This is a genomic window from Novosphingobium sp., assembly GCF_037133355.1.
In the GTDB taxonomy this organism is placed as follows: domain Bacteria; phylum Pseudomonadota; class Alphaproteobacteria; order Sphingomonadales; family Sphingomonadaceae; genus Novosphingobium.
In genome coordinates, this window is sequence record NZ_JBAXOI010000011.1 from 113,695 (window position 1) to 133,792 (window position 20,098).

Annotated in this window: 14 protein-coding genes; 11 read left to right on the forward strand and 3 right to left on the reverse strand. The window is 66.7% G+C overall.

The features are described 5' to 3' along the window. Window positions 1–40: 40 nt before the first annotated feature. The 8 genes from WCL10_RS12585 to WCL10_RS12620 all read left to right on the forward strand — a co-directional run bounded on the left by WCL10_RS12585 (window position 41) and on the right by WCL10_RS12620 (window position 13,157). Window positions 41–2,410, forward strand: coding sequence for a PAS-domain containing protein (locus WCL10_RS12585; protein WP_336895995.1), 2,370 nt, complete (start codon window positions 41–43; stop codon window positions 2,408–2,410). Next, on the forward strand, window positions 2,407–2,856 hold the full coding sequence (gene tsaE, locus WCL10_RS12590; protein ID WP_336895996.1) for a tRNA (adenosine(37)-N6)-threonylcarbamoyltransferase complex ATPase subunit type 1 TsaE: 450 nt from the start codon (window positions 2,407–2,409) through the stop codon (window positions 2,854–2,856). Before WCL10_RS12585 ends, tsaE begins: the two co-directional genes overlap by 4 nt. Then, window positions 2,847–3,839, forward strand: a complete 993-nt coding sequence (locus tag WCL10_RS12595) for a phosphotransferase (RefSeq protein WP_336895997.1) — start codon at window positions 2,847–2,849, stop codon at window positions 3,837–3,839. Before tsaE ends, WCL10_RS12595 begins: the two co-directional genes overlap by 10 nt. After that, on the forward strand, window positions 3,836–4,567 hold the full coding sequence (locus WCL10_RS12600; protein WP_336895998.1) for a nucleotidyltransferase family protein: 732 nt from the start codon (window positions 3,836–3,838) through the stop codon (window positions 4,565–4,567). Before WCL10_RS12595 ends, WCL10_RS12600 begins: the two co-directional genes overlap by 4 nt. Then, entirely contained in the window at window positions 4,560–7,571 is a 3,012-nt protein-coding gene (addB, locus tag WCL10_RS12605; protein WP_336895999.1) for a double-strand break repair protein AddB, read from the forward strand. Before WCL10_RS12600 ends, addB begins: the two co-directional genes overlap by 8 nt. Next, window positions 7,568–11,062 (forward strand): double-strand break repair helicase AddA, encoded by a 3,495-nt coding sequence (gene addA / locus WCL10_RS12610; protein WP_336896000.1) that lies wholly within the window; start codon window positions 7,568–7,570, stop codon window positions 11,060–11,062. Before addB ends, addA begins: the two co-directional genes overlap by 4 nt. A gap of 61 nt (window positions 11,063–11,123) precedes the next feature. Then, window positions 11,124–11,444, forward strand: a complete 321-nt coding sequence (gene trxA / locus WCL10_RS12615; RefSeq protein WP_336896001.1) for a thioredoxin — start codon at window positions 11,124–11,126, stop codon at window positions 11,442–11,444. 81 nt (window positions 11,445–11,525) lie between these two features. Next, the gene (locus WCL10_RS12620; protein ID WP_336896002.1) at window positions 11,526–13,157 is read left to right on the forward strand and encodes a M20/M25/M40 family metallo-hydrolase; all 1,632 of its coding nucleotides are present in this window, start codon (window positions 11,526–11,528) and stop codon (window positions 13,155–13,157) included. A 4-nt stretch (window positions 13,158–13,161) separates the two neighbouring features. Here the strand turns inward: WCL10_RS12620 and WCL10_RS12625 are convergent, their stop codons facing one another. From WCL10_RS12625 to argJ, 3 genes are read right to left on the reverse strand one after another with little or no spacing between them, the layout of a single operon-like run. Continuing rightward, window positions 13,162–13,965: an inositol monophosphatase family protein gene (locus tag WCL10_RS12625; RefSeq protein WP_336896003.1), complete on the reverse strand. Its 804-nt coding sequence runs from the start codon at window positions 13,963–13,965 to the stop codon at window positions 13,162–13,164. Then, the gene (locus tag WCL10_RS12630) at window positions 13,962–14,567 is read right to left on the reverse strand and encodes a glutathione S-transferase (protein WP_336896004.1); all 606 of its coding nucleotides are present in this window, start codon (window positions 14,565–14,567) and stop codon (window positions 13,962–13,964) included. Before WCL10_RS12630 ends, WCL10_RS12625 begins: the two co-directional genes overlap by 4 nt. 8 nt (window positions 14,568–14,575) lie before the next feature. After that, complete coding sequence (gene argJ, locus WCL10_RS12635; RefSeq protein WP_336896005.1) at window positions 14,576–15,802, reverse strand: bifunctional glutamate N-acetyltransferase/amino-acid acetyltransferase ArgJ; 1,227 nt, start codon at window positions 15,800–15,802, stop codon at window positions 14,576–14,578. 274 nt (window positions 15,803–16,076) lie between these two features. Here argJ and WCL10_RS12640 point away from each other — a divergent pair, with 274 nt between their 5' ends. The 3 genes from WCL10_RS12640 (at window position 16,077) to secA (ending at window position 19,708) form a co-directional block, all read left to right on the forward strand. Next, entirely contained in the window at window positions 16,077–16,568 is a 492-nt protein-coding gene (locus WCL10_RS12640; RefSeq protein WP_336896006.1) for an energy transducer TonB, read from the forward strand. A gap of 50 nt (window positions 16,569–16,618) precedes the next feature. Further along, window positions 16,619–16,882, forward strand: a complete 264-nt coding sequence (locus tag WCL10_RS12645; RefSeq protein ID WP_336896007.1) for a hypothetical protein — start codon at window positions 16,619–16,621, stop codon at window positions 16,880–16,882. Between the two features lie 99 nt (window positions 16,883–16,981). Continuing rightward, window positions 16,982–19,708, forward strand: a complete 2,727-nt coding sequence (gene secA / locus WCL10_RS12650) for a preprotein translocase subunit SecA (protein WP_336896008.1) — start codon at window positions 16,982–16,984, stop codon at window positions 19,706–19,708. Window positions 19,709–20,098: the final 390 nt, after the last annotated feature.

Sequence of the window (20,098 nt, forward strand, 5' to 3'; positions counted from 1 at the left end):
ACATTGTAATTTGCCGCGCCGCACCCTAGCCAAGCAAGCGATGGTAGTTCCGCAGTTTGCCCTCGTTCTGATCGCGCTGGTCCTGGCCGCGTGGACGCTGGCGGCGGCCTGGGCGGTGCTTGCCGCGCGGGGGCGGCTGTCCCGCGCGGAGGCCACCCAGCGCCTCGCCCGGCGGCTTTCGCGCATGATCGAGGAAGCGCCCGCGCTGCCCTTGCTGGTGCGGGCAGACGGGCGAATCGAAGGTCCGTCGCGGCTGGCGGGCTGGTTCGGGCTTGATGGCATGCCGGGCTATCTCAGCGAACTCGATGCCGGCGAGGCCGGGCTCGACGAAGTGCAGATCTCGCAGCTCAGCGATGCGGTGCGCAAGGCGCAGAAGACCGGCGCACCGTTTGAGCTGGCGCTTACCCCGCGGGGCGGGCGGCGCAGCCTTGCCGCCCGCGGGTATCTTGCCGACCCGCAAGTTTCGCCCGGCGGGGCAGCGCTGGTGTGGTTCTTCGACTTTACCGAGAGCCTGGCCGAACTGCGCCGCCTGCGCGGAGAAGCGGCCTCGGCGCGCGCCGATTTTGCGGCGCTGGCGGGGCTGATCGAGGCCGCGCCTCTGCCGATGTGGTTCCGCGGGCCTGACATGGCGCTGCGTCTGGTCAACAGCGCCTATGTCAAGGCGGTGGGGGCAGGAAGTGCTGGCGAGGTGGTCGCCTCCGGCACCGAACTAGTCGAGCCGGTCGAGGGCGTGAGCGCCGCGAAGGTTGCGCAGCAGGTCTTTGCCCGCCGTATCGCGATGGAACGCGTGGTCTCCGCCACGATCGGCGGGCAACGCCGCTCGATCCGCGTGTCGGACCTGCCGCTGGGCGAGGACGGCGTGGCAGGCTATGCGGTCGATACCGAGGAGATGGAGGAGCTGCAGCGCCAGTTCCGCCGCTTCCGCGAAGCGCAGCGCGAGATGCTCGATACGCTTTCGGCCGGAATCGCGCAGTTCGACGAGAAGCGCAATCTGGTCTTTGCCAACCAGCCGTTCCTGCGCATCTTCGGTGTGCCGCAGGCCTGGGTGGTCGATACGCCTCCGTTTGACCGCGTGCTCGACCGCATGCGCGACAGCGCGCGCCTGCCCGAGGTGCGCGATTTTCCCGAATGGCGGCGCGAGCGGCAGGGCTGGTTCCTGGCGCGTGAGCCGCGCGAGGAACCTTGGCACCTCGGCGACGGGACGCACTTGCGCGTGATCGGCCAGCCGATGCCCGATGGCGGCCTGCTGATGATCTTCGAGGACCGTACCGAGCAGCTCCAGCTTTCCGCGACGCGCGACACGCTGCTGCGCACGCGTACCGCAACGTTCGACAACCTGTTCGAATCGCTTGCGGTGTTCGGGCCCGATGGCCGGCTCCAGCTGTGGAACCGGCGCTTTGCGAGCGAACTGGGGCTGGAGGAGGAGTTCCTTGCCACTCATCCTCGTGCCGATGCCCTGTTGAACCGGATAGCGAAGCTGCTCAAGCGCCCCGCGCAGATCAGCACGATCGGCCAGGTGATCCAGTCCGCCTCGCTCGAGCGCAAGCAGCAGAGCGGGCGGATCGTGCTCGCCGACGGGCGCTGCTTCGCCATTGCCGGGGTGCCGCTGCCCGATGGCAACGGCCTGCTCACCGTGCTGGACATCACGGATTCCGAAAAGGCCGAAGCCGCGCTGCGCGAGCGCAACGCCGCGTTGGTCGAGGCCGATGCGGTCAAGACACGCTTCCTTGCCAACATGAGCTACGAGTTCCGCACCCCGCTGACGTCCATCGGCGGCTTTGCCGAACTGCTGCAAAGCGGCATGGCCGGGGAATTGACCCCGCAGGCGCAGGACTATGTCGCCGCGATCCTGACTTCGGTCGAGCGGCTCGGCGAGCAGATCGAAAACGTGCTGGACCTCTCGCAGAGCGAGGCCGGCACTTTGCCGCTCGCGGCCGAGCCGGTCGAGCTCTTCCCCCTGCTGGGCGAAGTCGTTCGCGAGCGGGCCGAGCGGCTCACCGAGGCGGGAATCACGCTCGACTTGCGCGGCAGCAATGCCATTGGCAACGCGACCGGCGACCGGCGGCGACTGCGGCGGTTGTTCGGGCAACTTGTCGACAATGCCATCGCCGCAACGCCGAAGGGCGGCCGCATCCTCGTCGAAGCCTCGCGCCGCAAGGCGAGCAAGGGCGGCAAGGACGCCCGCGGGCTCTTGCAGGTGGTCGTCTCCGACAATGGCTGCGGCATGGATCCGGCCCAGCTTGCGCGCGCGCTCGAGGGGCTGAAAATCAGCGCCGATGGTCGTTCGGTCGATCGGCGCGGCGGGGTCGGCCTGCCACTGGTGCGCCAGCTGGTCGCGGCGCACGGCGGCACTTTCGAACTGGTTTCGGAGAAGGGTGAGGGGACGAGTGCGATGGTACTGTTGCCATGATTGTGCCGCTGCCCGATCTTGCGGCGACCGAGGCGCTGGGCCGGCGCATCGCGGGCCTGCTCCATCCAGGTGATGTCCTCGCGCTGAGCGGCGGGCTTGGTGCGGGCAAGACCACGCTTGCCCGCGCGGTTATCGCTGCGCTCGGGTATGGTGGTGAAGTGCCGAGCCCGAGTTTTGCGATAATCGAGGTCTATGATCCGCCCGCGCTTCGCCTGCGCGTGGTCCATGCCGATTTCTATCGGCTTGAGGACCCGGAAGAAGTCGCCGAACTGGGGCTCGACGACTACCGCGCCGACTCTGTGTTGATCGCGGAATGGCCCGAACACGCCGGCGGTTTCGCGCATGAGCCGGGCTGTCTTTCGATCCGGTTCGAAATCCTTGAAAATGAGCGCGTCGCCATTGTCGAGGCGGGTCCCGATTGGGTAGAGCGCAGGGGATGGAAATGACCTTCCCTGATGCCGCACCGCCGTTCCTTGCCGATGCCGGCTGGGCTGGCGCCGCGATCGAGCCGATTCCGGGTGATGCCTCGGCCCGGCGCTATTTCCGCCTGCGGCGCGAAAACGGCACCGCGATGCTGATGCACGCGCCGCCGCCGGGCGAAGACCCCGAGCCGTTCCTGCGCGCGGCGCGCTGGCTTGATGCCAACGGCTTGCGCGCGCCGCAGATCCTTGCCGAGGACACGGGCGCCGGGCTGGTGTTGCTGCAGGACTTTGGCGAGGTGCGCATGCGCGAATACCTCGATGCCTGGCCGCAGGATGAGCGCGAGGTCTATGCCCATGCCGTCGATGCGCTGATTCAGCTGCACCAGCTGCCGCCGGGGCCGTTCACGCAATACTCGCTGGCCGAATATCAGCGCGAAGCGCGGCTGTTCATCGACTGGTTCTGCCCGGTGCAGGGGCTCTACGTCGATCTCAAGAGCTGGACCGAGGCCTGGGAGGAAGTGCTCGGCCCGCTGCTGGCGCGCCAGCGCCCGGGGGTAACGGTGCTGCGCGACTATCATGCCGAAAACATCATGCTTGATGGCGGGCTCGACCGACAGGGGCTGCTGGATTTCCAGGACGCGCTGGTCGGGCATCCCGCCTACGATCTCGTCTCGCTGCTGCAGGATGCGCGGCGCGATGTCGATCCGGTGACCGAGCGCGCCATGCTTGAGCATTACATCACGCAGAGCGGCGCCGGGCCGCATTTCGCCGAAGACTATGCTCGCCTCGGTGCACAGCGCAACGCCAAGATCATCGGGATATTCGTGCGGCTTTGGCAGCGCGACGGCAAGCCGCGCTACCTGGATTACATCCCGCGCGTCTGGGCGTTGCTCGAACGCGATCTGGCACATCCCGCGCTGGCGCCGGTGGCGCGCTGGTTCGATGCCCATGTGCCGGCGGCCTTGCGTGATCCGACCGGCCGGCTGGGCGGGACTTTCGCGGTATGAGCGCGCGCCACGCGCCCCTCGCCAGCGATGTCGCGATGGTGCTCGCCGCCGGCATCGGGAAGCGCATGCGCCCGCTCACCGCGACCCGGCCCAAGCCGCTGGTGCGCGTGGACGGACGGCCGCTGATTGATCACAGCCTCGACAAGCTGGTCGAGGCCGGCGTTTCGCGCGCGGTGGTCAATGTGCATTACTTGCCCGGGCAGATCGAGGCGCATCTGGCGCAGCGCAACGCCCCGGCAATCGCCATCTCGGACGAGCGCGAGGCTTTGCTCGAAACCGGTGGCGGCATGGTCAAGGCGCTGCCGCTGATCGACGCCGATCCGTTTTTCTGCCTCAACAGCGACAATGTCTGGCTGGACGGGCCGCATAATGTCTTTGCCGCTCTGAGCGATGCCTGGGATCCGGCACAGATGGATGCGCTGCTGCTGTTGGTCTGCCATGCGCGCACGTACAACTATACCGGGCGCGGGGATTTCCATCTCGATCCGCTCGGGCGGATCAGTCGGCGCAAGACGGGCCGCGTCGCGCCGTTCATCTATACCGGCATCCAGATCGTCTCGCACCGACTGCTGCGCGATGCGCCTTCGGGGGCGTTCTCGACCGGAGTGCTTTGGGACCGCGCGATCGAGGAGGGCCGGCTCTATGGCATCTCGCACAGCGGGTTGTGGTTTGAAGTGGGCGCGCCGCAGATGATTGCGCCGACCGAAGCCGCCTTGCGACGTGGCTGACCGCAAGCCTGAAGTCTATTCCATCGCCGCGCATCGCGGGTTTGCCGATGCGCTGGTGGCGGGGCTCGTCCCGCGTTATCACGAGGAAAGCTTCGGCCTGGCCCGACTGACACTGCTGCTGCCGAGCCGCCGCGCGGTTCGAACGGTGACCGAGGCGTTCGTTCGGGCAAGCGGCGATGGCGGCGGTGAAGGCCAGCGCGGGCTGCTTCTGCCGCGCATGGCGGTGGTGGGCGATCTCGATCTTGACGAGACGCTGGGGCCGCTGCTCGATCCGCTCGGCAGCGGCGCGCTGGTTCCCCCGGCCGCCGATCCGGTGGCGCGGCTGCTCGCGATCGCGGCGATGCTGCGCGCCGATCCCGATACGCGCACTGCCTCGGCAGCCGGGCTGCTGCGCCAGGCGAGGGGCCTTGCACAGGCGATGGACCGGCTCGCTGTGGAGGACGTCGAACTCGAGGCGTTGCTTGATCCGCAGGTGATCGGGCTGGTCGGCGATCTGGCCGAGCACTGGCAGCGTGGCACTGCCCAGTTCGCGCGTGTTCTCGCCCGGTGGCGGGATCGTTGCGGGGAGCGGGGCGAGATCGACGCGCCGGTGCGGCGCAACCGATTGCTGGCCCATGTTGCGCAGCGCTGGCGGGCCGATCCGCCTGCCTATCCCGTTGTGGCGGCGGGGGTGACGTCGGCAGCGCCTGCCGTCGCGCGGTTGCTTCGCGTTGTGGCGGATTTGCCGCAAGGTGCGGTGATCCTGCCCGACCTCGATCTCGCGCTGCCTGATGCGGTTTGGGACGCACTGGGCGTCGCGGGAAATGGTGCGAGCCCGGAGGCGCCAATCTTCGGGCGCGGCGATGTGGTGACGCATCCGCAGTATCACCTCAAGCTGCTGCTCGCGCGCATGGGGGTCGCGCGCGGCGAGGTTCAGGCCTGGCACCGCTCCGGTCCTGCCGCCGCGCCGCCCGCGCGCAGCCGCGCCATATCCAACCTGTTCCTGCCGCCCGAGGCGAGCACAGTCTGGGCGCAGCTCCCGGCCGACCAGCGGCGACTGTCGGGCGTGCGGGTCATGGAAACCGCAAACCCCGAGGAGGAAGCTCAGGCGCTCGCCGTGCTGGTGCGGCAGGCGTTGGCGGTACCGGAACGGCGCGTCGCGGTGATCACGCCCGACCGCGATCTGGCGCAGAGACTGGTCGCGCATCTGGGGCGCTGGGATATCGCCGCCGATGATACCGCCGGCCGCCCATTGCCGCAGACTCCGGCAGGGCGGCTGCTGCTCCAACTCGCCGAAATGGCCGCCGGCGCGGCGGCGCCGGTGCCGCTTCTCGCGCTGCTCGGCCATCCGCTGGTGCGCAAGGGCGAGGGGCGCGCGGTCTGGCTCGAGCGGGTGCGCCAGCTCGATCTGGCGCTGCGCGGGCCGCGTCCGGGGCCGGGCCTTGCGGCGGTGCGCGGTGCGGCGGCAGCGCGGGAGAAGACCGCCCCCGGCCTCGTCGCGTGGTGGGACGAGGCGGCAGATCTGCTTACCCCCATCATGGCGGCCGATGCGCACATGTCGCTCGGCGCTGCGCTCGACCAGCTTGCCGAAGTGGCCGAGGCGCTGTGCGGACCCGAGCGTTGGGGCGGGGCCGACGGGCGCGCGCTCGCGTCCTTTGTCGAACAGTGGCGCGGTGCAGCCGAAGTTGCCGATCTGCCGGTCGATCCCGCCGATCTGCCAGCGCTGCTTACCGACGCGATGGGTGAGATCGCGGTGCGCCCGCCCTATGGCAGCCATCCGCGTCTTGCCATCTACGGTCTGCTTGAAGCGCGCATGAGCCGCGCCGACCTTGTGATCTGCGCAGGTATGACCGAGGGCCGCTGGCCGCCGGCACCCGCGCCCGATCCGCTCCTTGCACCACCGGTGCTGCGCGCGCTCGGCATTCCGGGGGCGGACTTCCGCATCGGCCTTGCCGCCCACGATCTTGCCGCCGCGCTGGGTGCACCCGAAGTGGTGCTGAGCCATGCGCTACGCGATGCGGCGGGGCCGGTGATCCCATCGCGCTTTCTCCTGCGCATCCGTGCCATGCTGGGGCGCGAGCTTGAGCACGAGGAGGAAGCGGTGCGCGTGGCCCGCGCGCTTGACTGGGCCGAGCCTGCGCCGCCATGTCCGCAGCCCGCGCCGATGCCAAGTGCGGAGCAGCGCAGGGTTGGCATTTCCGCAACCGCGCTCGACCGGCTGCGCGGCGATCCCTATCAGTTCTATGCGCGCGAGATACTGCGTTTGCGTGCGCTCGATCCGCTCGATGCCGATGCGACGCCGGCCTGGCGCGGGATTGTGGTCCACGATGTGCTCAAGCAATGGCACGATGCGGGCAGCCGGCGGGGCGAACTGCTGCCGCTGGCCGAGCGCACCCTCGCGGCGATGAGCGCGCATCCCTTCATGCGCGGGCTGTGGCGGCCAAGGCTGATGGCCGCGCTCGAATGGGTCGAGGGCCACAATGCCGAGTTGGCCGTTGCGGGCCGGGTGCCCATCGCATGGGAGGCCGATGGAGCCATCGACATTGCCGGCGTGCGCCTCCATGGCCGCGCCGACCGGATCGACCGCTGCGCCAACGGCACGCTGGCTGTGGTCGATTACAAGACCGGCAAGCCGCCTTCGAGGCGGATGGTGCAGGAAGGCTATGCATTGCAGCTCGGCCTCATCGCGCTGATTGCCGAACGGGGCGGGTTTGCCGGGATCGATGGGCTGGCGAACGGCTTTGAATACTGGGCGCTCCAGAAGAAGCAGGGTAAGGACACGTTTGGCTACATGGAAGAGCCGGTGCTCGAGGGTAACCGCAAGAAGACCGGCTTGCCGCGCGACGAATTTGTCGAGACGACGCTGGACTTTCTGATGGAGGCCATCGCCAGGTGGATCCTTGGAAACGAAGCCTTCACCGCAAGGCCCAATCCCGATCTGCCGGGCTATACCGATTATGATCAGCTGATGCGGCTCGAGGAATGGCAGGGCCGGGGCAAGGCCGGTCGGGGAAGCGGCGCATGAGCAAAGTCTATCCGCTGCAGGACAACCAGCGCCTTGCCGTGCAGCCGGACCGCACGGTCTGGCTCTCGGCATCGGCAGGCACGGGCAAGACGCAGGTCCTCTCTGCGCGCGTGCTGCGCCTGCTGCTCCAGGACGGCGTTACGCCTGACCAGATCCTGTGCCTTACCTTCACCAAGGCGGGCGCTGCCGAAATGGCGACCCGCGTCAACGAGGTGCTCGCGCGCTGGGTGCGCCTGCCCGACGATCAGCTCGCCATCGACCTCAAGGCCATCGGCGCACCCTTCGGACCAGCGGTGGTGGAACGCGCGCGCAGCCTGTTTGCCGCCGTGCTTGATTGCCCCGGCGGCGGGCTCCGGATCGAGACCATCCACGCCTTTTCGCAGTGGCTGCTGGGCGCATTCCCCGCCGAAGCTGGGCTCATGCCCGGGACGCGTGCGATGGAGGACCGCGACCGCGATCTTCTGCTGCGCGAGGTGCTGGCCGAGCTGCTGATCACGGCTGAGGCGCAAGGCGACGATGCGCTGTTCACCGCACTCGAAGACCTTAGCCTGCGGATGGGCGAGGATGCGGTGCCTGCCTTCCTGCTGCGCTGTGCGGGGGCGCATGATCTGTGGGATGGGCCTGGCGCATGGCAGCCCCCGCTGCGCCCGCGGATCAACCGGCTCCTCGGGCTCGATGCGGAGGAGGACGGTGCCGGGCTGGTCGATCTGGTGCGCGACGAGGCCTTCGATGTGAGGTCGGTTCAGGTTTGCATGCAGGCCAATCTGCGCTGGGGGACGCGTACCGGGCTCGATGCCGCATCGGTCATGCAGGATTGGCTGGAAGCGAACCCACAGGCGCGCGTTGCGGGGCTTGATGGTTTTGCGGAACAGTTCCTGACAGCCAAGGGCGAAGCGAAATCGCCGCGCTATCTCCTCAAGCATGAGCCGGCCTATGCCGAGTATCAGGCGCGGGTGATCGAGAGTCTGTCCCGCGTGACCGATCAACGCGCGCTGATCGAGCTCGCCGCCCGGCTCGATCCCGCGCTTACGCTGGGGCGGTGCTTTGCCCTTGCCTGGGCCGAAGCGAAGGCTCGCGAGGGGTTCATCGATTTCGATGACCAGATCCGCGCCGCCGCCGATCTTTTGACGAAACGCGCGCCGGCCGAATGGATCCGCTACAAGCTCGACCGGCGCTTCGATCATATTCTGGTGGACGAGGCGCAGGATACCAATGCCGCGCAGTGGCGCATTGTGCTCGATGGGCTGATTGCCGATTTCTTCAGCGGCGAGGGGCAGCGCGGCGATGCCACCCGCACGCTCTTCGTGGTGGGCGACTACAAGCAGGCGATTTTCGGCTTTCAAGGCACGAGCCCCGAGAACTTCGCCGCCGCGCGCGAGCGGGTGCGGCGCGAACTTGCAATGCTCGCCGAGGTGACTGACGATCCGGCCAGGGCGTTGCTGCCGCTGGGGCTTGGGCGCTCCTACCGAACTGCCGCTTCGGTCCTCGCCTTTGTCGACCGCGCGATTGCGGCAATTGGTCCAGAACGTTTCGGCCTGCCCGAAGCGCCCGAGCCGCACCGGGGAGATGAAGCGCGTCCCGGCATGGTCGTGCAGTGGCGGACGGTGGGCGGCGCTGCGGAGGGCGAGGCGGAAGGAGAGGTCGAGGAGGCGGGCGAAGAGGGCGCCGAGTCCTGGCTCTCGCGTCCCGACCGGATCATGGCCGACAACATCGCGCGGCAGGTGCGCCAGTGGCTCGATGCGGGCTTTCCGCTCCACAAAGGCGGGCCGCGCCGGGCGACACCGGGCGACATCATGGTGCTGGTCCGCTCGCGCAAGGCGCTGGCCGGGCTGATCGTGGCGCGGCTTCATGCGCAGGGCGTGCCGGTCGCGGGCGTGGACCGGCTCAGGCTCGGCGCGCCGCTTGCGGTCAAGGACCTTGTCGCGGCACTGCGGTTTTGCGCGCAGCCGCTTGACGATCTCAATCTCGCTGCGCTGCTGGTCTCCCCGCTGGTGGGCTGGACGCAGGAGATGCTGCTCGATCACGGCTACCGGCCAAAGGGTGCGGCGTTGTGGGACCATCTGCGCAGCACCGAGGGCCCCGCAACATATCCCGCGATGGAGCAGCTGCGCACGCTGCTGGCCAAGGCCGACTACGGCACGCCTGCACAGCTGATCCACTGGTTGCTGGTCGGCCCCTGGCAAGCGCGGCGCAAGTTGGTCGCGCGTCTGGGGGCCGAGGCGAATGACCCGATCGACGAGCTGATCAATGCCGCCATGGCTTATGCCTCGGGCCAGACACCCAGCCTTGTCGGCTTTCTGCAGTGGTTCGATGCAGGCGAGGGGGAACTGAAGCGCGAGGCAGGGCAAAAGGCCGATCTGGTGCGGGTGATGACGGTGCACGGCTCGAAGGGGCTGGAGGCGCCGATCGTGATCCTCGCTGATGCCGCTGCCGATCCCGACGCTTCTCCACTGCGCGATCTGACGCTGGTGGAAGAGGTGCTGGAGGAACGTCGCAAGGTGCCGCTGCCACCGCTGCGCAAGGCCGAACGCGCCGGGCCGGTGCGCGAGGCGGCCGAGCGCGCGGCCGAGGCCGAGCGTGCCGAACATTGGCGGCTGCTCTATGTGGCGATGACACGCGCGGAAGAGGCGCTGTTCATCGGCGGCGCGCTGGGCAGCCGGGCCAAAGAGCCGCCCGAGGACAGCTGGTACGCGCAGCTTTCGCCGTTGTTCGGCGATGAGGACAGCGGGTGGCGAGAGGACACGATCTGGGACGGCATGCGCCAGCTTGGCGGGTTGGGGCCGCTGCCTGCCAAGGTGGCCGATGCCCCGCCGCCGTCTGCTTCTTCGCGCCGTGATCTGCCCGATTGGCTCAGCGCGCCGCTCCCTGCCGAACCGCGCCCGCCGCGCCCCTTGGCGCCTTCGGGTTTGGGTGAGACCGACGACACCCCGGATCCCCCCTCGCGCCCTGGCCCCGCTGCGCGCCTTGCGGCGCGGCGCGGCAGCCTTTTGCACAAGCTGATCGAGCGCCTGCCCGAACTCGCACCCGGCGAGCGGGGTGCGGCGGCGGCAAGCTGGCTCGCGCGCATGGCGGCTGACATGCCGGAGGATGAGCGCGACGCGATGGCCGAAGCGGCGCTGCGCGTGCTGGCGGACCCCGCCTGGGCCGAAGTCTTCGGGCCCGGCTCGCTGGCCGAAGTGCCGATCGCGGCGGTGGTGGGCGAGCGGGTCATCAGCGGCACGCTCGACCGGCTGCTGCTGGACGAGGCGCGGGTCCGCGTGGTCGATTTCAAGACCGACCGGCGCCCGCCGCGAAGTGTGGATGCGGTGCCGCTTGCCAGCCTTCGCCAGATGGCGGCTTATGTTGCGGCGCTGGAGGCGATCTATCCCGGCCGCCGGGTGGAGGCGGCCTTGCTCTATACCCACACCCCGCAGTTGATCGTGATCCCCAAAGCGGTGATCGAGAGCCACAAGCCAACCCTTCAGGCCGCGCAGGAAAGCTTTGCGCCCTGATTCCTTGCGCCGCCCGCAAGAGGGCTTACATACCGGACCAAACCCGAGGAGTTACCCTGCCATGGCCACCAAAGCCGTTACTGATTCCAGCTTCGCCTCCGATGTGCTCGGCGCCGACAAGCCTGTGCTCGTCGATTTCTGGGCCGACTGGTGCGGCCCCTGCAAGATGATCGCTCCCGCGCTGGAGGAGATTGCCGACGAACTCGCTGACAAGGTTTCCATCGTGAAGATGGACATCATGGAGAACACCACCGTGCCCGGCGAAATCGGCGTGCAGTCGATCCCGCTTCTCGTCCTGTTCAAGGACGGCAAGGCCGTTGCGCAGAAGCTGGGCGCTGCGCCCAAGAGCCAGCTCAAGGGTTGGCTCGAGAGCGTTCTGTGACAAATAGCTGATTGCCGGTTGGCAAGTCCGGAGCGGGATGCAAGACTGACCTTGCATCCCAGCTTCCGGAGCCCGACCCTTATGCCCAGCCCGATTGCCCACCGGTTCGCCCTTGCCTGCGCGGCGAGCCTCTTTGCCCTTGGTGCTTCGGCTCCCGGATTGGCAGCGCCCGAGGGCGACAGTGCCGCGATTGCGCGGATCATCGATGAGGGCATGAACCGCAGCGAGGCGATGATCACTGCTTCGGCGCTGATGGACCGCATCGGGCCGCGCCTCACCAATTCGGAAAACCACCGCAAGGCCGAAAGCTGGGCGATGGACCAGCTGAAGAAGCAGGGCCTCGTCAATATTCACGTCGAGCCGTTCGACTTCGGGCTGGGCTGGAACCTCGACAGCTATTCGGTGGCAATGGTCTCGCCCCGGCCGCTCGCGTTGACGGCACTTCCCGTGGCCTGGTCGCCGCCGACTTCGGGCACCTTGCGCGCGCCCGTGGTCATCGCGCCGATGTCGCGTGAGGAACACTTTGCCGAGTGGAAGGGCAAGCTCGCGGGCAAGATCGTGCTCGTCTCGCTCCCCGGCCAGACCAGCGAGAGCAAGGAGCCGGTCTTCCAGCGCTACACCGATGCCGATATTGCCGCGCTCGACACGTATACCAAGCCGGTGTTCGATCCCGATGCCGCAGCGCTGCAGGTGCGCAACCGCCGCTTTCAGGGCAGGCTCGCCGCCTTCCTAAAGGCCGAGGGCGCGCTTGCCATGGTCAAGATGACCTACCGCGATGGCAAGCTGGTGCACGGCGAAGGCTATGACTTCCAGCCGGGCGAGACGCTCGCCGTTCCGGCTGTCGATATGGCGCAGGAAGACTACCGCCGTCTTGTGCGCCTCGCCAAGACCGGGCCGGCCCCGGAAATCGCGATCACCGTCGCTGCGCGCTATGATGACAGCAACCTGCGTGCGGAGAACGTGATCGCGGAGATCCCGGGCAGCGATCCCAAGGCGGGCTATGTCATGGCCGGCGCACATTTTGACAGCTGGATCGCGGGCGACGGTGCGAACGACAACGGCGCGGGCAGCGTGACGGTGATCGAGGCGGCGCGGCTGATCGCCAAGCTGGGCATCAAGCCCAAGCGCACGATCCGCTTCGTGCTGTGGAGCGGCGAGGAGCAGGGCCTGCTCGGCAGCCGGGCCTATATCGAGCAGCATCTCGCCAGCCGTCCGGTCGATCCCGCGCTCAAGGGGATCGATTCCTATGCCGCCTGGCGCAATGCCTTCCCGATCACGCCCAAGCCCGAATACAGCCAGCTCAAGGCCTATTTCAATATGGACAACGGTTCGGGCCGGTTCCGGGGCATCTACTCCGAGGGCAATCTCGGTGCGGAAAAGCTGCTCAAGGAATGGCTCTCGCCGTTCGACATGCTGGGCGCGGACAAGCTGGTGGTGAGCAAGACCGGGGGGACGGACCACGTGTTCATGCAGGCCATCGGGCTGCCCGGATACCAGTTCATCCAGGACCCGCTCGACTATGACACCCGCGTCCACCACTCCAGCCTCGACACCGTGGATCACATGCGCGCCGATGATATGCGGCAGGCGGCGGTGATCATGGCGGGGATGCTGTGGCAGGCTGCCAACAGTGACAAGGAACTGCCGCGCGCCGTGCTGCCGAGCCAGCCGACGCCGACCGATCCGTTCAAGGTGCGCGATCCGGCGCAGTAACCGCCTAATTGGCGGCGCTGCTGCGCTTCACAAATTCCTCGAACAGTGCGGGTGAAGAGGCTGCAAAGAGGCCTTTTTGCCCGTGCTGGTCGGTGCGGTAGGACGAGCCGTCGGGCCGCGCGGCCTTGCCGCCCGCCTCGTTGACGAAAAGCACCCCTGCCGCATGGTCCCACGGCAAGGTGCGTTCAAATACCGAGATATCGTTCACCCCGAGCACGAGTCGCGGATACTGTTCCGCTGCGCAGCGCGGGATATCCACCAGTGTATAGTAGGGCGCGATGCGGGCCTGTACTGCGGCGCGCTGGGCCGGATCGAGGAACACGGTGCTGATCGCGGCGATGGGCGGGGTCTCGCCGGTGGGGCGGGCGGTGACGCGCTCGCCGCCCACGAACGCGCCCCGGCCCTTGTGCGCGGTGCACAGCCGGTCCTGCAGCGGATCGTAGATCCAGCCGCTTTGCGTTTCGCCTCCGTCGCTCAGCGCGAGGATGATGCCGAAGGGTGGCTTGCCGGCGGCGAAGTTGTTGGTGCCGTCGATCGGATCGATGATCCAGCACAGGCCGGTGTCGAGCCGTGAGGCCAGCGCGGGATCGGCATGCACCGCCTCCTCGCCGACAATCGCGGCTTCGGGGAGGATCGCCGCAAGTCCCTCAGCCAGCATCGCCTCGGCCTCGGTATCGGCGATAGTCACCATATCGTTGGCGGCCTTCGCGATCACCTCATGCGCAGCAAGGGTCTGGTAGCGCGGGAGGATGACCTCGGCGGAAACGCGGCGCATGAGCGCGACGATGGCGGTATCGAGCGCGGTCATGTGAGCGGGATCATCACGGTTTCGGCATATCCTGGCTGGTGCCGGAGGCAGGCATACCATGCGGCGAGGTGCGGCAGGTCCGGCCGCGCGATCGGCAGCGTGTAGAACGTGTGCGCATAGACGCCCATCGGAATATCGGCGATCCCGAAGCGCTTGCCCGAAAGCCAGGTCCGCTCGGCGAGTTCGGCATCAAGCAGGGCCATCATGGTGCCGGCGGCCTGGGCCGAGCGGGCCACTTGAGGATCGCTTGCGTCCTTGCCTTCGCGCACGCAGCCGAGGAAGGCATCGCGCTGCGCGTCGGCGAAGTGGAACTGCCAGTCCATCCACTTGTCACCCCGTGCGCGCTCGGCCGGATCGTCGCTGCGGAATGCCGGGGCGCGGGCGTCGGCAAGATAGCGCAGGATCGCGTTCGATTCCCACAGGATGACGTCACCATCCTCGATCGCCGGGATCATGCGATTGGGATTGAGCGCAAGGTATTCCGGCGTGAACCCGAACGCGCCGCCCATGTCGATCCGGCGATGTTCCAGTCCCATCGCGATGGCCGCCCAGGCGATCTTCTTGACGTTGTGCGAATTGAGGCGGCCCCAGATGGTGATCATGGGGCGGCTCAGCTGCGATAGTCGGCGTTGATTGCGATGTAACCGTGGGTGAGATCGCAGGTCCAGACGGTCGCGCTTCCGTCACCCATGCCAAGATCGACCTCGATGGTGATTTCCTGCCCCTTGAGATGCGCGGCGACCGGTGCCTCGTCGTAGTCGGCCAAGGGCTGGCCCTCGCGCGCGGCCCACACGCCGCCGAAGCCGATGGAAAGGCGATCGCGGTCAGCCGGTTCGCCCGCCTTGCCGACGGCCATGACGACGCGGCCCCAGTTGGCGTCCTCACCGGCGATGGCGGTCTTCACCAGCGGCGAATTGGCGATGGCAAGGCCGACGCGGCGGGCGCTCTCGTCGCTCACTGCGCCCGAGACGGTGACCGCAATGAACTTTTGCGCTCCTTCGCCATCGCGCACGACGAGGTGGGCGAGGCTCCGGCAGACGTCGTGCAGCGCGGCGGCAAAGGCATCGGCGCCGGGGCTGTCTGCCGAGACCAGCGGATCATTGCCCGCCTTGCCGGTAGCAAATGCCAGAACAGTGTCGCTGGTCGAGGTGTCGCTGTCGACCGTGATGCACGAGAAGGTCCGGGTGTTCGCCTCTGAGAGGCAAGCCTGCAGGAAAGCCGGATCGACGGCCGCGTCGGTGAAGATGTAGCCGAGCATCGTGGCCATATCGGGCGCGATCATGCCGGAGCCCTTGATGATGGCGCTCAGCTGTACCTTGACCCCGCCGACCACCGCGCTGGCGGTGGCGCCCTTGGCGAATGTGTCGGTGGTTCCGATTGTGTTGGCGGCTTCCTCCCATGAGCAGGGTTCTGCCGTCAGAGCCGCTTCGATCCCGGCGCGGGCCTTGTCCTTGGGCAGCGGCACGCCGATCACGCCGGTGGAGGAAACGAAGACTTCCTCACGCACGCAGCCAAGGTGCCCGGCGACCTGCTCCATGATCGCCTCGACTGCCTCGCGCCCACGGTAGCCGGTGAAGGCGTTGGAGTTGCCGGCATTGACGACGAGCGCGCGGGCATGGCCCTGAACCACGTTCTGGCGGCCAAGCTCGACCTCGGAAGAGCAGCAAACATTGCGCGTGAATACGCCTGCCACCGCCGTGCCTTCAGCGAGTTCCACATAAGTCAGGTCGCATCGGCCCCAGTTCTTGTAGCCCGCGCGGGCGATGCGCGGCGTTGCGCCGGCAATGGCGGGCAGCGCGGGGAAGGGCAGGGCGAGGGGGGAGCGAGCTTCGGTCATGAGCGCCGCCCTAGCGCGGCGGGTGGCGCGCTTCAATCACCGCCGAGCGATGCCGGTTCGGTTGTGATTGGCGGTTTACAGACCGCGATCGGCTCCCGATACTCCGGCCATGCCAAACGGTAGCTTTGTCTTTTTTCTCGCCCTGGCGGCGGCGCCTGCGGCCGATGCGCCCCCCGACTACAAGACGCGGCCGGTATTCGCGCCGCCGCCGCCACCTCCTCCGGCACTGCCATCGTCTCGCGGACCAACTCCGGTTGGCAGTCCGGGCGATTGGGTGGCCGAAGACGACTATCCCATGGTGGCCCTGCGCGATGAGATAGAAGGCCGCGTTGGATTTGTGCTCGGCGTTGGTCCCGACGGCGTGCCTACATCCTGCACAGTCGAGACTTCGAGCTATTCGGAAGCACTCGATACCCAGACTTGCAAACTTCTCATGGAGCGGGCCCGGTTCCATCCAGCCACCGATCCGCAGGGACGACCGGTTCAAGGCCGTTATCGCAGCACGGTGCGCTGGACTATTCCGGAGGGAGGGCCCGAAGAGATCGGCCCCGCGGAGATTGTACGGACCTTTGTGGTCGGAACCGACGGCAGAATGCGGGATTGCATGATCGAGAAGGTGACCGGCAAAGTACCTCAGCTCCCAAAGGACGACTGCGATCCCAAGGCACAGTTCATCGTTCCGCAGGACAAGGATGGAAAGCCGATCACGCGGCGCGTGCGGGTTCGCACCATCGTGGAGATAGAAGACTTGCCGCCTGTGCAATAAAACTGCGGTGCGGAGGTAGACCTTCGCAGCAATTGCTCTTATCTGCGCCGATGATGCGGCTTCTGCTCGTCCTTCTTGCCCTGCTTTCGGGCCTTTCGCTGACCGAGGTGTCCGCGTCTTCCGCCCACGCGGAAGTTGTGGGCGCGGCGTCGGCTGCTGTGCTTGTCGCAAGCCAGGAGCGCGCAGAGGACCAAGGCTTCGTCAAGGCGCAGCGCCCGGACGGCAAGATCGGGCGCGTTCGCGCGCAAACGCTGCCCGCGCCTGCTCCGGTCCGCACCATCAGCATCAGCATTTCGGACCGCCCGCGCGAATAGCCCGCAGGCCTGCCGCATTACCTCGATCCGCCGCAGTGCGTGATCGCCTGATCGTCGCGGCCCATCCCGCGCACTTCGTCTCACAACAGGAATCCCGCCATGTTCGGCTCTATCGCCAAGGCCATCTTCGGTTCGTCCAACGACCGCTACGTCAAATCGCTCGACAAGATCGTGCGCGCCATCGCGGCTTATGAGCCCGAAATGCAGGCGCTCAGCGACGAGGATCTGCGCGGGCAGACGGCCAAACTGCGCGCCCAGCTCGAGGTGGGCAAGACGCTGGATGATATCCTGCCCGAAGCCTTCGCCACCTGCCGCGAGGCCTCGCGCCGCGTGCTCGGCATGCGCCACTTCGATGTGCAGATGATTGGCGGCATTGTGCTCCACCGCGGCGAGATCGCGGAAATGCGCACTGGCGAGGGCAAGACGCTTGTGGCGACGCTCGCTTCCTACCTCAATGCGATCGAGGGCAAGGGCGTCCACGTCGTCACGGTGAACGACTACCTCGCCCGCCGCGACGCGGAATGGATGGGGCAGATCCACAAGTTCCTCGGCCTCACCGTGGGCGTGATCGTGCCCAACATGAACGAGTATGAGCGGCGCCAAGCCTACGAGGCCGACATCACGTATGCCACCAACAACGAGCTCGGCTTCGACTACCTGCGCGACAACATGAAGCAGGAGCGCTCGCAGATGGTGCACCGCCCCTTCAACTTCGGGATTGTGGACGAGGTGGACTCGATCCTGATCGACGAGGCGCGCACCCCGCTGATCATTTCGGGCCCGACCGACGACAAGAGCGAGCTCTACGTTTCGGTCGACGCGGTGGTGAAGCAGATCAGCCCGGAGCTCTACGAGGCGGACGAGAAGACCAAGAACATCTCGCTCACCGAGGACGGCGTCGAATGGGTCGAGCGCAAGCTCGAGGAGAATGGGCTGCTGGTCGGCTCGAACCTCTATGACGTCGAGAACACGATGGTGGTCCACCATCTCGACCAGGCGCTGAAAGCCAATGTCATGTTCAAGCGTGACATCGACTACATCGTCAAGGACGACAAGATCATCATCATCGACGAGTTCACCGGCCGTATGATGGACGGGCGGCGCTGGTCGAACGGGCTGCACCAGGCGGTGGAGGCCAAGGAGGGCGTGCAGATCGAGCCCGAGAACCAGACGATGGCCTCGATCACCTTCCAGAACTTCTTCCGCATGTACCCCAAGCTTTCGGGCATGACCGGCACCGCCGCGACCGAGGCGTCCGAGTTCTTCGACATCTACAAGATGAACGTCGTAACGATCCCGACCAATGTGCCGGTGCAGCGCAAGGACGAAGAAGACGAATTCTACAAGAACACGCAGGACAAGTTCCAGGCGATCGCGAAGCTGATCCGTCTGCGCTATGAGACCGGCCAGCCGGTGCTGGTGGGCACGGTGTCGATCGAGAAGTCGGAGTTGCTCTCCGAATTCCTCAACAAGGAAGGCGTCGCGCACAACGTGCTCAACGCCCGCTTCCACGAGATGGAAGCCCATATCGTGGCGCAAGCCGGGAGGCTCGGCGCGGTGACGATCGCGACCAACATGGCCGGGCGCGGCACCGATATCCAGCTCGGCGGCAACGTCGAGTTCCGCATCGAGGACGAGCTGCGCGACTTGCCCGAGGGGCCGGACCGTGATGCCGGGATCGCCCGGATCAAGGCCGAAGTCGCGGAGGAAAAGGCCAAGGTGCTCGCTGCCGGAGGCCTCTGCGTGATCGGCACCGAGCGGCACGAGAGCCGCCGCATCGATAACCAGCTGCGCGGCCGCTCGGGCCGTCAGGGCGACCCGGGTCTGTCGAAGTTCTATCTCTGCCTCGAGGACGATCTCCTGCGCATCTTCGGGCCCGACACGCTGTTTGCCCGGATGATGAATTCCAACCTTGCCGATGGCGAGGCGATCGGCTCGCGCTGGCTGTCGAAGGCGATCGAGACCGCGCAGAAGAAGGTCGAGGCGCGCAACTACGACGTGCGCAAGCAGGTCGTCGAATACGACAACGTGATGAACGACCAGCGCAAGGTGATCTACGAGCAGCGCGCCGACATCATGGATGCCGACGCGGTGGACGACGTGGTCCTCGATATGCGGCAGGATACCATCAACGCGATTGTCGGCGATGCCTGCCCGCCGGGCTCCTATCCCGAGCAGTGGGACGTGCCTGCATTGGCCGCGCGCGTGGGCGAAGTGCTCGGGCTCGAGCTGCCACTCGATGCCTGGACGCATGAGGACGGGCTGGAGCCTGAAGTCATCGAGGAACGGATTGTCGCGCTGGCCGAGGATAAGATGTCCGGGAAGCTCGCCACGATCGAGCCGTCCTCATGGCGCAACCTCGAGAAGTCGGTGCTGCTCGAACGGCTCGATCACCACTGGAAGGAGCACCTTGCTACGCTCGACGCGTTGCGCCAGGTCGTGTTCCTGCGGGCCTATGCGCAAAAGACGCCGATCAACGAATACAAGCAGGAAGCCTTCGGGCTGTTCGAGAAGATGCTTGAGGCGATCCGGGAGGACGTGACCCGCATCCTCATGACCAGCGAGATCCGCATGGGCGCGCCGGAGGATTTCCAGCTGCCCGATCTGCCCGATTTCCTGACCAGCCACATCGACCCGCTGACCGGTGAAGACGACGCAAGGGTGGTGCCGGCCGGACAGCTGTTCGGCACGTTCACGCCGCCCCTCCTGGGATCAGGCGCGCAAGAGCCGGTGGATCCCTATGTCGGCATGGGCATCAGCCGGAATGCGCCGTGCCCGTGCGGTTCGGGGCAGAAGTACAAGCATTGCCATGGTGCACTGGCCTGAATTTGCATCGCCATGGCGCAAATTGGATTCAGGTGATGCCTAAGGTATTAATTGCAAAGCATTGCCAAGGGCTGAAATAATTCATTTCATGTCATGATCGGACGTTACCATCGGGCGGCGTCCGATCACTTTTACCGGGCTTAGGAAGCCGATTCAGCGATCGGTGCGAGTCGTCGCGAACTTCGTGCCAATGTGGTGCGGATTTTAATTTTTGGACTTTAAATCAATGGTGTGTGCTCCATCCAATCCCGTTTGACTCGCGGTCTTTGCGCTTGCTACGCGCAAGGTAACAAGAATTGCATGGCCGCATCGACCGCAGCACTGCAGACGAGGGCTTCCTGAATGAGCGAGGGTGCAAGCACCGGCAGGCGCAGGGCGAGTATCGCCCTC